The 12,983-nt window shown below is 72.7% G+C and carries 16 protein-coding genes; 8 read left to right on the top strand and 8 right to left on the bottom strand.

What is annotated here, in order from left to right; all coding sequences use genetic code 11:
- Positions 1-547 (top strand): methyltransferase domain-containing protein (locus GT042_RS34175; protein WP_161312572.1); only part of this gene is annotated, 547 nt, incomplete at its 5' end.
- Here the strand turns inward: GT042_RS34175 and GT042_RS34170 are convergent.
- From GT042_RS34170 to GT042_RS34160, 3 genes are all read right to left on the bottom strand, one after another.
- On the bottom strand, positions 519-839 hold the full coding sequence (locus GT042_RS34170; protein WP_161312571.1) for a DUF6191 domain-containing protein: 321 nt from the start codon (positions 837-839) through the stop codon (positions 519-521). The two genes, GT042_RS34175 and GT042_RS34170, sit on opposite strands and share 29 nt — an antisense overlap.
- Positions 840-865: 26 nt before the next feature.
- A complete protein-coding gene (locus GT042_RS34165) occupies positions 866-1,321 on the bottom strand; it encodes a YchJ family protein (RefSeq protein ID WP_161312570.1) in 456 nt (151 codons plus the stop codon).
- An 85-nt stretch (positions 1,322-1,406) separates the two neighbouring features.
- Positions 1,407-2,369, bottom strand: a complete 963-nt coding sequence (locus GT042_RS34160; protein WP_161312569.1) for a helix-turn-helix domain-containing protein — start codon at positions 2,367-2,369, stop codon at positions 1,407-1,409.
- 51 nt (positions 2,370-2,420) lie between these two features.
- Here GT042_RS34160 and GT042_RS34155 point away from each other — a divergent pair, with 51 nt between their 5' ends.
- The 5 genes from GT042_RS34155 to GT042_RS34135 all read left to right on the top strand — a co-directional run bounded on the left by GT042_RS34155 (position 2,421) and on the right by GT042_RS34135 (position 7,740).
- Positions 2,421-2,810, top strand: coding sequence for a cupin domain-containing protein (locus tag GT042_RS34155; protein ID WP_161312568.1), 390 nt, complete (start codon positions 2,421-2,423; stop codon positions 2,808-2,810).
- Positions 2,811-2,947: 137 nt separating this feature from the next.
- On the top strand, positions 2,948-3,619 hold the full coding sequence (locus GT042_RS34150) for a GntR family transcriptional regulator (protein ID WP_161312567.1): 672 nt from the start codon (positions 2,948-2,950) through the stop codon (positions 3,617-3,619).
- Positions 3,616-4,572 (top strand): dihydrodipicolinate synthase family protein, encoded by a 957-nt coding sequence (locus GT042_RS34145; RefSeq protein WP_345944024.1) that lies wholly within the window; start codon positions 3,616-3,618, stop codon positions 4,570-4,572. Before GT042_RS34150 ends, GT042_RS34145 begins: the two co-directional genes overlap by 4 nt.
- Entirely contained in the window at positions 4,569-6,305 is a 1,737-nt protein-coding gene (gene araD / locus GT042_RS34140; protein ID WP_161312566.1) for an L-arabinonate dehydratase, read from the top strand. Before GT042_RS34145 ends, araD begins: the two co-directional genes overlap by 4 nt.
- A 73-nt stretch (positions 6,306-6,378) precedes the next feature.
- A complete protein-coding gene (locus tag GT042_RS34135) occupies positions 6,379-7,740 on the top strand; it encodes a 6-phospho-beta-glucosidase (RefSeq protein WP_161312565.1) in 1,362 nt (453 codons plus the stop codon).
- A 156-nt stretch (positions 7,741-7,896) separates the two neighbouring features.
- On the opposite strand, the gene GT042_RS34130 is transcribed toward GT042_RS34135, so the two are convergent.
- The 3 genes from GT042_RS34130 to GT042_RS34120 all read right to left on the bottom strand — a co-directional run bounded on the left by GT042_RS34130 (position 7,897) and on the right by GT042_RS34120 (position 9,942).
- Positions 7,897-8,697 carry an SAM-dependent methyltransferase gene (locus GT042_RS34130; protein ID WP_161312564.1) on the bottom strand — a complete coding sequence of 267 codons (801 nt, stop codon included), beginning with the start codon at positions 8,695-8,697 and terminating at the stop codon, positions 7,897-7,899.
- Between the two features lie 144 nt (positions 8,698-8,841).
- The gene (locus GT042_RS34125; protein WP_161312563.1) at positions 8,842-9,078 is read right to left on the bottom strand and encodes a DUF397 domain-containing protein; all 237 of its coding nucleotides are present in this window, start codon (positions 9,076-9,078) and stop codon (positions 8,842-8,844) included.
- Positions 9,079-9,942 (bottom strand): helix-turn-helix transcriptional regulator, encoded by an 864-nt coding sequence (locus tag GT042_RS34120; RefSeq protein WP_161312562.1) that lies wholly within the window; start codon positions 9,940-9,942, stop codon positions 9,079-9,081.
- A gap of 208 nt (positions 9,943-10,150) precedes the next feature.
- Here GT042_RS34120 and GT042_RS34115 point away from each other — a divergent pair, with 208 nt between their 5' ends.
- Together GT042_RS34115 and GT042_RS34110 are read left to right on the top strand one after the other, a co-directional pair.
- Positions 10,151-10,651 (top strand): ATP-binding protein, encoded by a 501-nt coding sequence (locus GT042_RS34115; RefSeq protein ID WP_161312561.1) that lies wholly within the window; start codon positions 10,151-10,153, stop codon positions 10,649-10,651.
- A gap of 29 nt (positions 10,652-10,680) precedes the next feature.
- Positions 10,681-11,094, top strand: a complete 414-nt coding sequence (locus GT042_RS34110; protein ID WP_237531471.1) for a hypothetical protein — start codon at positions 10,681-10,683, stop codon at positions 11,092-11,094.
- 95 nt (positions 11,095-11,189) lie between these two features.
- Here GT042_RS34110 and GT042_RS34105 read toward each other — a convergent pair whose 3' ends face one another.
- Together GT042_RS34105 and GT042_RS34100 are read right to left on the bottom strand one after the other, a co-directional pair.
- Positions 11,190-12,272, bottom strand: coding sequence for a sugar kinase (locus GT042_RS34105; protein ID WP_161312560.1), 1,083 nt, complete (start codon positions 12,270-12,272; stop codon positions 11,190-11,192).
- On the bottom strand, positions 12,269-12,983 hold a 715-nt coding region (locus GT042_RS34100), incomplete at its 5' end, for an SMP-30/gluconolactonase/LRE family protein (protein WP_161312559.1). The genes GT042_RS34100 and GT042_RS34105, both read right to left, overlap by 4 nt.

Below are 12,983 nucleotides of genomic sequence, written 5' to 3'. Positions count from 1 at the left end.
CCGGGGCACCGTCCTCGACATCGGCTGCGGCCCCGGCCGGCTGGTCGCGGCGCTCGCCGCGCGGGGCCGTACCGCGCTCGGCATCGACATCAGCCCGGCGGCCGTGGCGCACACCGTGCGCGGGGGCGGCAGCGCGCTGCTCAGGTCGGTCTTCGATCCGCTGCCCCGCGAGGGCGGTTGGGACACGGCGCTGCTGATCGACGGCAACATCGGCATCGGCGGCGACCCGTCGGCGCTGCTGCGGCGACTGGCGGGGATCGTCGGACCGGGCGGCTCGCTGATCGTGGAGACCGCGCCCACCGGGGTCGACCCGGATCTCGACGAGCGGGTGCGGGTGCGGGTGGACAACGGCAACGGCGCGCCGGGAGAGGCGTTCCACTGGTCCCGGGTCGGGGCGCGGGCGCTGGTGCGCCGGGCCCTTACCACCGGCTGGGTCCCCGCCGAACAGTGGACGGCCGAGGGGCGGCGGTTTGTGACGCTGCGTCAAGAAGCCTCGGGCACAGGGCCGTACGGAGAACCTACCGCCCGGCCCGAGGCAGGCGGATGACGGCGGTCCTTCCGTCCAGATCCACCGTGGTCCGGTTCGGCGGCGCCCCGTCCTCCTCGTCGTCCCGCAGAATGAGCGCCGACCGGCGCTCCTTCAACTCGCTCTGCTTGCCCGGCGAGAAGCTCGCGTGAAGCTGCTCGAATCCGGTGGCCGATATCTGCCCCTGCCGGACGCTGTTCCGCCACGGCAGCAGACCGGCGCGCCCCACGCGCAGCAGCAGTTGGTCGGCGAAGGCCGTCACCGTCAGCAGGATGACCAGGCCGGGCAAGGTCATGAAAACAAGGAATTCCATACGCCAGTGTCCGGCGGAGGCGACCTCTAGTCCAGGTACGTGCCGTCCACGTACACCCAGGCGCCGTCGTGGCGGGTGAAGCGGCTGCGTTCGTGGAGGGCGCCCGGGTGGCCCTGCTGGGTGTACGAGGCGCGGAAGGTGACCGTGCCCGTGGTGTGGAACGGGGTGCCGTCCGTCGTCTCCAGGATGTCCAGTCCCGTCCAGCGGGTGGTGGGGTCCAGTTCGAGGCCGTTCGGGCGGGTGGCCGGATCCCACGTCCTGAGCAGGTACGACGCGTCCAGCACGACGAACGCGCTGTAGCGGGACCGCATCAGCGCCTCGGCCGTGGGCGCGGTGGCGGGCCCGACGTGGTAGCGCCCGCAGCACTCCCCGTACGACACGGGCCGGCCGCAGGGGCAGGGCGAGGCGGTCGAGGGCGAGACCGGGGAGGGGGCGGGCGTGGTGCGCGCGGGGCGCGTCTGGCGGTGGGGGCGTCGGGCCATGTCCCCATTCTGCCTCGCGGGCGTGCCTGCCTGGGACGTGCACGCCCGGGCGCGTGCGCCCGGGACGCGTGCGCCCGGTCCCCGGTCACATGGCGGCGAAGCGGTGGCGGTACGCCGTGGGAGGCAGGCCCGTACGGCGCTTCAGCTGGGATCTCAGGTTCGCCGCCGTGCCCAGGCCGCTCAGGCGGGCCACCCGGTCCAGGCGTACCTCTCCCTCCTCCATCAGGCGGCAGGCCAGCGCCACCCGCTGCGCGGTGAGCCAGGCCAGTGGGGTCGTGCCCAGCTGGCTGCGGAATCGGCGGTGCAGGGTGGCCTGGCTGATCGTCGCGCGGGCCGCCAGGTCCGCCGTGGTGAGCGGGGCGGCCAGGCGGGTCGCCGCCCAGGTCAGCAGGGGGGAGAGGGAGGTGTCGGGGACCTCGGGGAGCGGCTGTTCCACGAACTGCTGCTGGCCGCCGTCGCGGTGCAACGCGAAGACCAGCCGGCGGCTCACCGCGACGGCCGTCCGCGCCCCGTGGTCGTGGCGGATCAGCTGGAGGGACGCGTCGAGCGCCGCCGCGCTGCCCGCCGCCGTGACGACGTCCCCCTCGTCGACGAAGAGCACGTCCCGGTCGAGCCGTACGGCGGGGAACCGCTCCGCGAACAGGTCCGCCCACCGCCAGTGGGTCGTCGCCCGCCGCCCGTCCAGCACCCCCGCCGCCGCCAGGACGAAGGAACCCGTGCAGAAGCTCGCCAGCCGGGCGCCGCGCGCCGCCGCCCGGCGTACCGCGTCCAGGACCGCCGGGGAGGGGTCGTTCTCGGGATCCGGGCGGTTCGGGACGATCACGGTGTCCGCCCGGTCGACCGCATCAAGCCCCGACACCCTCGAGAGCCTGAAGAACCCGGCGTGCATGGTGACCGACGGGCTCTCCGCGCACAGCTCGAAGTCGTACCAGGCCGTGTCCAGCTCCGGCCGGGCCAGGCCGAACAGCTCCGTCGCCACGCCCATCTCGAACGGGTTGGAGCCCTCCGCGACGATCATGACCACCCGATGCGAGAAATCTTGCGCCATGTGCGATTCCTAGCACTTTCGCTCATCCGGCGCCAGAACGACGATGGACCCATGACCGACGAACCGCTCGCACTGAGCACCGCCCTCGACTCCTTCGACGCCATCTGGAGCCCGCGCATCGTCGCGCGCGTCAACGACTACGACGTGCGCGTCGCGAAGGTCGCGGGCGAGCACGTCTGGCACGTGCACGAGAACACCGACGAGTTCTTCCAGGTCCTCGACGGGGAGCTGCTCATCGCCCTGCGCGAGGACGGCGCCGAGCGGACCGTCACCCTCGCCCGCGGATCGGTGTTCGTCGTCCCGCGCGGCACCTGGCACAAGCCGTCCTCGCCGCGGGGCGCGTCGATGCTGCTGTTCGAGCCGACCGGCACGCTGTCGGTGGGCGACCAGCACGAGGAGGTCCCGGACCAGGTGGACGTGACGGTGGGGCACGCCCTCTGACGCCCCGGGCGGCCCGCCCGACCCGGGCGCGACCCGGGCGCCATTGACGCGGCCGCGTCCTCGGCCTAGCCTCCCTCTCCGTCGTACTTCATACGTCATATATGAAGCATGATCCGTGAGTTGAGCGAGGAGCGCCCATGGTCTTCACGCCGGTCCCGATCCCCTCCCGTACGCAGTTCGTGCTGGAGGCCGTCCGACACCACATCCTGACCGGCGGGCTGCCACCGGGGCAGCCGCTCGTGGAGGCGGATCTGGCCGCGCGGTTCGGCGTCTCCAAGACCCCCGTCCGCGAGGCGCTGAAGACGCTCGCGGGCAGCGGACTGGTGGTGATGAGCCAGTACAGAGGCGTCACCGTCCGTACGGTCGACGCGGCGATGGCGCGTGAGGTGTACGACGTACGGCTGCTGCTGGAGCCGGAGGCGCTGCGGCGCTCCGTCGTCGCGGCGGCCCCGTTCGACACGGCGGCGGACGCGCTGGTACGGGCGGGGGCCGCGGCCGACGCGGCCGAACGGTCCCTCGCCAACCGGGACTTCCACCGCGCGCTGCACGTCGCGTGCGGCAATCCACTGCTGGTGCGGATGCTGGACGAGGTCAGCGACCAGGCCGCGCTGGTGGCCACGGTCGCCTGGTCCGCCGACGCCACGTGGGAGCGCGAGGCGGCCGAGCACCGCGACATCCTGCGCCTGGCGCGCGCGGGTGACGCGGACGGCGCGGCGCGGGCGCTCCACGGCCACATCGACCGTTTCGTCCGGGGGGCGTTCCCGGCCTGGACGGCGGAGGCGCCTCCGGTGTCGGAGGAGGAAGCGTGACTGACTTCTCCCGGGTCCGGGCCGCGCTCGCCGACGTCGTGGCCATTCCCGTGACCCCTTTCGCCGCCGACGGAACCGTCGACACCATCGCGTACCGCGCGCTGCTGCGCCGCTTGCTGGACGCGGGGGTACGGACCGTCACCCCCAACGGGAACACCGGCGAGTTCTACGCCCTCTCCCCCGAAGAGCGCCTGCGGGTGGTGGAGTTGACCGTGGCGGAGGTCGGTGACCGTGCCGAGGTGGTCGTCGGGGTGGGCCACGACCTGGTCTCGGCGGTGGCCGCCGCCCGGCACGCCGGAGACACCGGGGCGTCCATGATCATGGTGCATCAGCCCGTGCACCCGTACGTCTCGCAGGAGGGCTGGGTCGCGTACCAGCGGACCGTCGCCGACGCCGTCCCTGGGCTCGGGGTCGTCCCGTACATCCGCGACCCGCTGATCACGGCCGGGGCACTGGCGCGGCTGGGGGCGCTGTGCCCCAACGTCATCGGGGTGAAGTACGCGGTCCCCGACGCGACCCGCTTCGCCGCCTTCGCCCAGGACGCGGGCCGGGACGCCACCGGCGGGACCGGCACGACGGGCGGGACCGGCGGGACCGGCCCCGACCGCTTCGTCTGGGTCGCCGGGCTGGCCGAGCTGTACGCCCCCGCCTACTGGGCCGGCGGCGCGACCGGCTTCACCTCGGGTCTCGTCAATGTGGCGCCGGACCTCTCCCTCGCCCTGCTCGCCGCCCTGCGCGCCGGTGACGCCCCGGCCGCGCGGGCGGTCTGCGAGCGGATCCGCCCGTTCGAGGAGCTGCGCGCCGCGCGGCACTCCGCCGACAACGTGTCCGTCGTCAAGGAGGCCCTCGCCGCGCTCGGTCTCTGCCGCCGTGACGTACGGCCACCGAGCAGTACCCTGCCCGCCGGGACCCGCGCGGAGATCGCGGCGCTCGTGAGGACGTGGGACGCGTGAAGGCCCGGGAGACCCCGGTCGCCCCGCACGAACTGCGCAGCCATCAGTGGTACGGCACGGACGGGCTGCGGTCGTTCAGCCACCGCGCCCGCACCCGCCAGCTCGGCTACCTCCCCGAGGAGCACCTCGGCAAGCCGGTCGTCGCGATCCTCAACACCTGGAGCGACATCAACCCCTGCCATGTCCATCTGCGCGAGCGCGCGCAGGCGGTGAAGCGGGGGGTGTGGCAGGCGGGTGGCTTCCCGCTGGAGTTCCCCGTCGCCACCCTGTCGGAGACGTTCCAGAAGCCGACCCCCATGCTCTACCGGAACCTTCTCGCCCTGGAGACCGAGGAGTTGCTGCGCTCGTACCCCGTGGACGGCGCGGTCCTGATGGGCGGCTGCGACAAGACCACACCCGCCCTGCTGATGGGTGCGGCCAGTGTGGATCTGCCGACCCTGTTCGTGCCCGCGGGGCCGATGCTGCCGGGTCACTGGCGCGACCAGGTACTGGGCTCCGGGACGGACATGTGGAAGTACTGGGACGACCGGCGGGCCGGTCTCATCGGCGACCGTGAACTGGCGGAGCTGGAGAGCGGGTTGGCGCGCTCCCCCGGCCACTGCATGACGATGGGCACCGCCTCCACCCTGACGGCGGCGGCCGAGGCGCTGGGCGTGACCGTGCCCGGCGCGTCGTCCGTACCGGCCGTGGACTCCGGCCACGAGCGGATGGCCGCCGCGTCGGGCCGGCTGATCGTGGACCTCGTCGGGCGGGACCTCACCCTGTCGCGGGTGCTGACGCGGGAGGCGTACGACGACGCCGTCACCACCGTGCTGGCGCTGGGCGGTTCGACCAACGCCGTCATCCATCTGATCGCCATGGCCGGGCGCAGCGGGGTGCGGCTCACGCTGGACGACTTCGACCGGATCGCCCGCACGGTCCCGGTGCTGGCCGATCTGCGGCCCGGCGGGCGGTACTTGATGGAGGACTTCCACTTCGCGGGCGGACTCCCCGCGTTCCTGGGGCAGTTGACGGATCTGCTGCATCTGGACCGGCCGACGGTGGCCCACCCCACCCTGCGCGCGCAGTTGGCGGGCGCGGTGGTCCACAACCCGGAGGTGATCCGCCCGCGTGACCGACCCCTCGCGGACGAGGGCGGGGTGGCGGTGCTGCGCGGCAACCTCTGCCCCGACGGGGCCGTGATCAAGCACATCGCCGCCGATCCGGCCCTGCTCCGCCACACCGGTCCCGCGATCGTCTTCGACGACTACCGCACGATGCAGCGCACCATCGACGATCCCGCGCTCGGCATCACGGCCGGGCATGTGCTGGTGCTGCGCGGCGCGGGCCCCAAGGGCGGGCCCGGGATGCCCGAGTACGGCATGCTGCCGATCCCGGACCACCTCCTCAAGCAGGGGGTGCGGGACATGGTGCGGATCTCCGACGCCCGCATGAGCGGCACGAGTTACGGCGCGTGCGTGCTGCACATCGCGCCCGAGTCGTACGTCGGGGGCCCGCTCGCCCTGGTCCGTACCGGCGACCTGATCACACTCGACGTGGCGGCCCGCTCGCTGCGGCTGGAGGTGTCCGAGGACGAGCTGGCGCGGCGGCGCGCCGAGTGGGTCGCACCGCCGCCGCGATACGGCCGGGGGTACGGGGCGCTCTACAACGACCACATCACCCAGGCCGACACGGGCTGCGACTTCGACTTCCTGTCCCGGGAGGGGGAGGTGCCGGATCCGTACGCGGGGTGAGGGGCGCGTGCGGCGTGGGCCGTGTCGTGGATGATCGGTCCATGCAGGCGACCGAGGTGGAGGCGGACCGGGTATGAGGCTGACGATTCTGGGCGGGGGCGGTTTCCGGGTGCCGCTGGTGTACGGGGCGCTGCTCCGGGACCGCGCGGAGGGCCGGGTCGACCGGGTCACGCTGTACGACGTGGACGCGGCCCGGCTCGGGGCGGTCGCGCGGGTCCTGGCCGAGCAGGCCGACGGGGTGGCGGACGCGCCGGAGGTCACCGTCACCACCGACCTGGACGACGCGCTGCGGGGCACGGACTTCGTGTTCTCCGCCATCCGGGTGGGCGGTCTGGAGGGGCGCGCGGCCGACGAGCGGGTGGCGCTGGCCGAGGGGGTGCTGGGTCAGGAGACGGTCGGGGCGGGCGGGATCGCGTACGGGCTGCGGACCGTCCCGGTCGCGGTGGACATCGCGCGGCGGGTGGCGGCGCTGGCCCCGGACGCCTGGGTCATCAACTTCACCAATCCGGCCGGGCTGGTGACGGAGGCGATGTCCCGCGTGCTCGGTGACCGGGTCATCGGTATCTGCGACTCCCCCGTCGGTCTGGGCCGGCGGGTCGCGCGGGTGCTCGGGGTGGACCCGGACCGGGCGTGGTTCGACTACGTGGGGCTGAACCATCTGGGCTGGCTGCGCGGGCTGTGGGTGGGGGGCCGCGACCACCTGCCCCGGCTGCTGGCCGATCCGGAGCTGCTGGGCTCCTTCGAGGAGGGCAAGCTCTTCGGGCCCGAGTGGCTGCGGTCGGTCGGCGCGATCCCGAACGAGTATCTGCACTACTACTACTTCAACCGTGAGGCCGTACACGCCTATCAGGGGGCCGAGCGGACGCGCGGCGCGTATCTGCGGGACCAGCAGGCCGGGTTCTACGCGGAGTTGGCGGGCCACGCCGGCACGGTGGGCGGTGACGGCTCGGCGCTCGGCGCGTGGCACCGTACCCTCGCCGACCGTGAGGCCACGTACATGGCGGCCAACCGTGATGCCGCCGGGGTCGGTGAACGGGACGACGAGGACCTTGGATCGGGCGGGTACGAACAGGTCGCGCTCGCCCTGATGCGGGCCGTCGCGCGCAACGAGAGCGCGACCCTGATCCTCAACGTCCGCAACCGCACCACCCTGTCGGTGCTGGACGCGGACGCCGTCGTCGAAGTGCCGTGCCTGGTCGACGCGAACGGCGCGCATCCGGTGTCGGTCGACCCGCTGCCGTACCACGCGGTGGGGCTGGTGACGTCGGTCAAGGCGGTGGAACGCGCGGTGCTGGCGGCCACGGAGAGCGGGTCACGCGAGGACGCGGTGCGCGCGTTCGCGCTGCATCCGCTGGTCGACTCGGTCGCCGTGGCCCGGCGGCTGCTCGACGCCTACACGGACGTCCATCCCGGGCTGGCGTACCTGCGGAAGTGACGGAACCGCCGAGCCCGGCGGGTCCGGGGAGAACTGACGGGACTGGCGCCGGTCCCCCAAGACCGGCGCCAGTCCCCTGCGGACGGGAGGGGACGCGCGAGGCGCCGCAGCGCACCTGAAAAGTGCTGCGGCGCCACCCGCCCGTACCCCACCCACTTACGGTTTGCGTGCCACGCCCGCGTATCCGGGGATGGGTCCGTCGCCGGAGAGAGGGATGACCTCACCCAGCTCGGGACGCCAGTCCGTGGCAAGGGAAACACCCGGGCCGACCAGTTCGAGCCCGTCGAAGAAGGCCGCGAACTCGTCGCGCGTGCGCGGGACCAGGGTGAGGCCCCGCTCCTTGTACAGCGCACGCGCCCGGTCCGACGTCTCCGGCGCGAAGTCGCCGGTGACATGGGACAGGACCAGGTAACTGCCGGGTGCCAGGGGGGCGAGGAGGGCGCGTACCAGGTCGTGCGCCCCGTCCTCGTCCGAGATGAAGTGGAGCAGCGCGATCAGCGAGAGCGCCACCGGCTTGCTCAGGTCGAGGCTCTTGCCGGCCGCCTCGATGATGGCGCCGGGCTCCCGCGCGTCGGCCTGGACGTACTCCGTCACGCCCTCCGGGGTACTGCGGAGCAGGGCTTCCGCGTGCCGGAGGACGATCGGGTCGTTGTCCGTGTAGACGATCCGGGAGTCGGGGGCGACCTCCTGGGCGATCTGGTGGAGATTGGGCGCGGTCGGGATGCCCGTACCGATGTCGAGATACTGCCGCACCCCGCCCGTCATGCCGAGCCAGCGCGTGGCGCGGTGCATGAAGGCCCGGTTGACGCGGGCCATCTCCGGCGCTCTCGCGTCCAGGGCGAGCAGTTGCTGCGCCATCTGCTCGTCGACCGGATAGTTGTCCTTGCCGCCGAGAAGCCAGTCGTACACCCGGGCCGGGTGGGGCCTGGTGGTGTCGATGGCGTCGTGCCCGGTCATGTGCGCTCCATGAGTCTCAGGGTCTGTGAGCGGGAACTGCGGTCTGTGAGCAGGGACTTCGGTCCGTGAGCGGGAACTCCGGGCCGTGAACGGGGACTTCGGCCGGATGGTGCGGGCTGGACGGGAACGGTGGACGAACGCGGTTCAGGTGAGCAGGAAATCCGCCTGGCCCGACTTGGCGCCCTGGATGAAAGCGGCGATCTCTCCGGTGGTGTAGATCAGTGCGGGGCCGTCAGGGTCGGCGGACTGGCGCACCGCGACCCTGCCGTCGGCCAGCTTCATGGCCTCGATGCAGTTGCCGCCGTTGCCGCCGCTCCACGGCTTGTGCCAGCCTTCGGCGCCGAGGTCGGCGGCCGGCATGCCGTTGTATATGGGATCCATTCACAGCTCCTTGCGGACATCCCGGAGGATCTCCTTCGTGCGTGGTGCAGTGGCGGCCTGCGCCGCCATCCGGTCCATGACCTCCAGGTGAGTGGCCACCTCGGGTCGCGCGTCGAGGTAGACGGCGCCGGTCAGGTACTCGCTGTAGACCATGTCGGGCAGCTCCGGTACGGCGAAGCGGAAAATCACGAACGGCCCGTACGTACCGGGATGGTGTCCGCTCGAGAACTCCGCGATCTGGAGGGTCACGTTGGGCAGGGCGGACGTGTCGAGCAGCCGGTCGATCTGCTCCCGCATGATCTCCGGGCTGTCGCCCACCGGGCGCCGCAGCACCGTCTCGTCCATGATGACCCAGAATCTGGGCGCGTCGGGACGGGTGAGCAGCGACTGGCGTTCCATGCGGAGCGCCACGTGGCGCTCGATGTCCTCGGGCCTCGCCTGCCCCACGGCGCCTGCCCGCATGACGGATCGTGCGTAGTCCTCGGTCTGGAGCAGTCCGGGGACAAAATGCGGCTCGTACGTCCTCAGGAGGGCAGCGGCGCCCTCCAGGCTGACGTACATGCTGAACCAGTCCGGCAGGATGTCGTGGAACCGCTGCCACCAGCCGGGCTTGTTCGCCTCCTCCGTGAGCTCGACGAAGGACTCGGCCTCCGCGTCGTTGATTCCGTACGCCTTGAGCAGCACCTGTACATAGGGGATCTTGAGAGTGACCTCGGCGGTCTCCATCCTGCGGATCGTCGCCGGGGCGACGCGCAGAAGCTTGGCGGCTTCCTCGCGTTTGAGCCCGGAACGCTCACGCAGGTCCTGGAGACGTCTGCCGAGGACGACCTGACCCACGGTCGGGGCTGACCGCGGTTCACTCACTTTTGGGACCTCCCCATGCACGGATGCCAGCAGTCTGCCATGCCGGGAGCACGAAGAACACGGCACTCTGGAAAATTCAGAGTGCTACTTGCCAAGTGTCTCCCACGGGTGGACAGTGGTGGGGTGAACCAGTTCACACGGTCGCCGCGCCTTGCCACGGGAGAGGTCTTGTGCGCGTCTGCCGGCTCCCCACCGTTAGGAATCGGTCGTGGCACCTGGTAACGCGCCCACCCCCCAGCTCATCACCCAGCGTCCTGGCAACGTTGTCCGGCGTTACGGATTCGAATTGCCGGCCCGCGCCGAGTCGGTGGGCCGGGCCAGGAAACTGACCGCTGAGCGACTCCTCCGTTGGGGGATGGACGACGACACCTGCCAGACCGCGATCCTCGTCGTGTCCGAGCTGGTGACCAACGCGGTCGTGCACGCCGCCGGGGACCACGTCGTCTGCGAGATACGGGAGGGCGAGGGTCACCTGCGCATAGCGGTGGAGGACCAGGGGTACGGCCCGACCGGGCCGCAGATGCACCCGCACTCGGACGACGAGGGCGGCCGCGGACTCTTCCTGATCGATTCCCTGTGTACGGGCTGGGGGGCCCACGACACGTCGGGATACGGTCCTGGGCGGGTGGTCTGGGCCGAGTTGCCGCACGGCGCGGCACGCCAGGTACGGCCGGCCTGGTCCGGCCGCGCGTCGGAGCCGATGTGCTGAGGACGGCGCTGCACCGGCTCTCCCGTGGGCTGCGCGGCGACCATCTTCTTCCCGACCACACCGGCGGCCGGGTGGAGTTGGCCCTGCCGGCCGCCCTGCCCGCCTCGCTGGGCTGTGACGCGGTGGGCGTCCCGGCGCGGCACGGCTTCCGGCTGCTGGCCCGGCTGCCCAGGACGGGCTGCGTCTTCGCCGACACCGACTGGTGGTGGTGGATCGTGCCGTCGGGCTCCGACCTCGATCTGAAGTGGCCCGCTCCGGCGCGGTACGTGGTGGGGACGAACGTACCGGCGGAGCATCCCCGGCTGATCCACTGGCCGGACTCCCCGTCGCCGTACACCCCGCCGATCCCGTTCTATCTGATGGTGTGCCAGCTGGCGGGCACGACCCCCGCGTGGGGGCCCGAGGCGCGGGCGCAGGACACGGGGACGGTCGCGGCGCAGTAGGGCGGCGGGGCCGTACGGCGTGACGGCGTACACGTCCCGCCGTACCGCGTGACGCCATACCGCGGTACGGGGTACACGTCACGCGCCATACAGCTTCACGGCGTTGCCGTGGCCCACGTCCCGTCGTCCGCCCCGAGCAGGTGGCGCGTCCGGGCCACGGACGGCAGAGGCCCGTGATCCGAGGAGACCTGGAGCGCGGACGCCGCGGTGAGGTGGCCCAGGCGCAGGGCCCGTACCGGATCGCCCGAGTCCCGCAGGCCCGCCAGGAAGCCGGCCGCGAACGCGTCTCCCGCGCCGACCGGTTCGACGACCTCGACCTTCAGGGCGGGCACGGTGTACGGCACGGGGCCGAGGAAGGCCGTGGCCTCGCGGGAACCGTCCTTGACCACCAGGGTGTACGGGCCCGGCAGCAGCGCGCGTACCGCTGCCGCGTCCGTAACGGTGGGACCCCACAGCGCCTGCGCCTCGTCCAGACCGACGAGGACGAGGTCGGCGCGGTCGGCGAGCGCGAGCAGGATCTCCGGGGCAGGCCGGTCGTTCCACAGCGCGGGGCGGTGGTTGACGTCGAAGCTGACGGGGTACGGCCGGTCCGGCGCGAGTGCCGCGTCCACCAGGGCGAGGCAACTGGCCGACAGGGCAGGGGTGATGCCGCTCAGGTGGACAAGTCCCGCTCCTTGGAGGGCCGTTGAGCGCAGCACCTCGGGACCGAGCGCGGAGGCGGCGGAGCCGCGCCGGTAGTAGTGGACGCGGGTCCCGTCCGCTCCCGGGTCCTTGACCAGAAGACCCGTCGGACGCGCCGGGTCGGTGCGCACCCCGGAGACGTCCACCCCGAAGCCCGCGACCCGGCGCCGTATCCGCCGCCCGAACGGATCGTCACCGACGGCCGACACCCAGCGGGCGGGCACGCCATGGTCGGCCAGGTAGACGGCGACGTTCGACTCGGCGCCCGCGATGTCGAGACGCAGGAGGTCCGCACCGTCGAGCGGCGCGACCGGTTCGGGCGCCAGGGCGGCCATGGTCTCACCGACACACACGACCGGACCCGGCCCGAACGGGCGGGGTGGGGACGTGCGGTCACCGGGGGCGGGCGCGTGGCCGGGGAGCGCCTGCGCCCGGGGGGCGGAAGCAGGTGCGCGGGCGTCGGTCGGTTTGCTCGGGTTCGTGGGGGAAGCGTTCATGCGGCGCTCGTCGGGCGGTAGGGGGGCGTCGGGCGGCCCGGGGTCTCGACCCGTAGCGCGAAGACCGCGCCGTCGAGTGGGGTGGGGTGGGTGAGGCCCGTACGGGCGCTGGTGACGTACAGCGTGCGGCCGTCGTCGCCGCCCAGGCACACCCCGGCGGGTTGCGCGGCGGGCACGGGGACCACGCGGTCGAGCGTGCCGTCGGGGCGGTAGCGGTGGACCGCGCCCCTGCCCCAGACCGCGGTCCACAGGCCGCCCTCCTGGTCCACGGCCAGGCCGTCGGGGCTGCCCGCCTCCAGTGTCGTGAAGACGGACGGCTCGCCCAGGTCGCCGGTGGCCGGGTCGACGGGGTACGTCCTGACGACGCCGCGCGCGCTGTCCGCGAGGAAGAGGAGCGTCCCGTCGGCGGAGAACGCGGGCCCGTTCGGGACGGTGACGCCCGTCAGGACCCGGGTCAGCGTGCCGTCGCGGTCGAGGCGGTACAGCGACCCCGCGCCGTCCACCGCGTCGTACGCCATGCTGCCCGCCCAGAACCGGCCTCGCGGGTCGGCGACCCCGTCGTTCATCCGGGCCGCCGGAGTCGCGTTCTCCTCCGGCCTGCCGTGCCACCGGGTCGTCCCGTCCGCTTCGAGCAGGCACACACCGGTGCCGGCCGCCGCGATCCAGCTGCCGGGGCGCCCCTCGACCGGGGCGACCGCGCCGAGCGGCACC

Origin of the sequence: Streptomyces sp. SID3212 (assembly GCF_009865405.1) — a bacterium.
Classification (GTDB): Bacteria; Actinomycetota; Actinomycetes; order Streptomycetales; family Streptomycetaceae; genus Streptomyces.
This window is presented reverse-complemented; position numbering and strand designations above follow the sequence as displayed.

What these genes read in the sequence shown, in the direction of transcription:
- GT042_RS34170 (WP_161312571.1), bottom strand. Translation starts at nt 839, where the DNA reads ATGGAATTCCTTGTTTTCATGACCTTGCCCGGCCTGGTCATCCTGCTG.
- GT042_RS34165 (WP_161312570.1), bottom strand. Translation starts at nt 1,321, where the DNA reads ATGGCCCGACGCCCCCACCGCCAGACGCGCCCCGCGCGCACCACGCCC.
- GT042_RS34160 (WP_161312569.1), bottom strand. Translation starts at nt 2,369, where the DNA reads ATGGCGCAAGATTTCTCGCATCGGGTGGTCATGATCGTCGCGGAGGGC.
- GT042_RS34155 (WP_161312568.1), top strand. Translation starts at nt 2,421, where the DNA reads ATGACCGACGAACCGCTCGCACTGAGCACCGCCCTCGACTCCTTCGAC.
- GT042_RS34150 (WP_161312567.1), top strand. Translation starts at nt 2,948, where the DNA reads ATGGTCTTCACGCCGGTCCCGATCCCCTCCCGTACGCAGTTCGTGCTG.
- GT042_RS34135 (WP_161312565.1), top strand. Translation starts at nt 6,379, where the DNA reads ATGAGGCTGACGATTCTGGGCGGGGGCGGTTTCCGGGTGCCGCTGGTG.
- GT042_RS34130 (WP_161312564.1), bottom strand. Translation starts at nt 8,697, where the DNA reads ATGACCGGGCACGACGCCATCGACACCACCAGGCCCCACCCGGCCCGG.
- GT042_RS34125 (WP_161312563.1), bottom strand. Translation starts at nt 9,078, where the DNA reads ATGGATCCCATATACAACGGCATGCCGGCCGCCGACCTCGGCGCCGAA.
- GT042_RS34105 (WP_161312560.1), bottom strand. Translation starts at nt 12,272, where the DNA reads ATGAACGCTTCCCCCACGAACCCGAGCAAACCGACCGACGCCCGCGCA.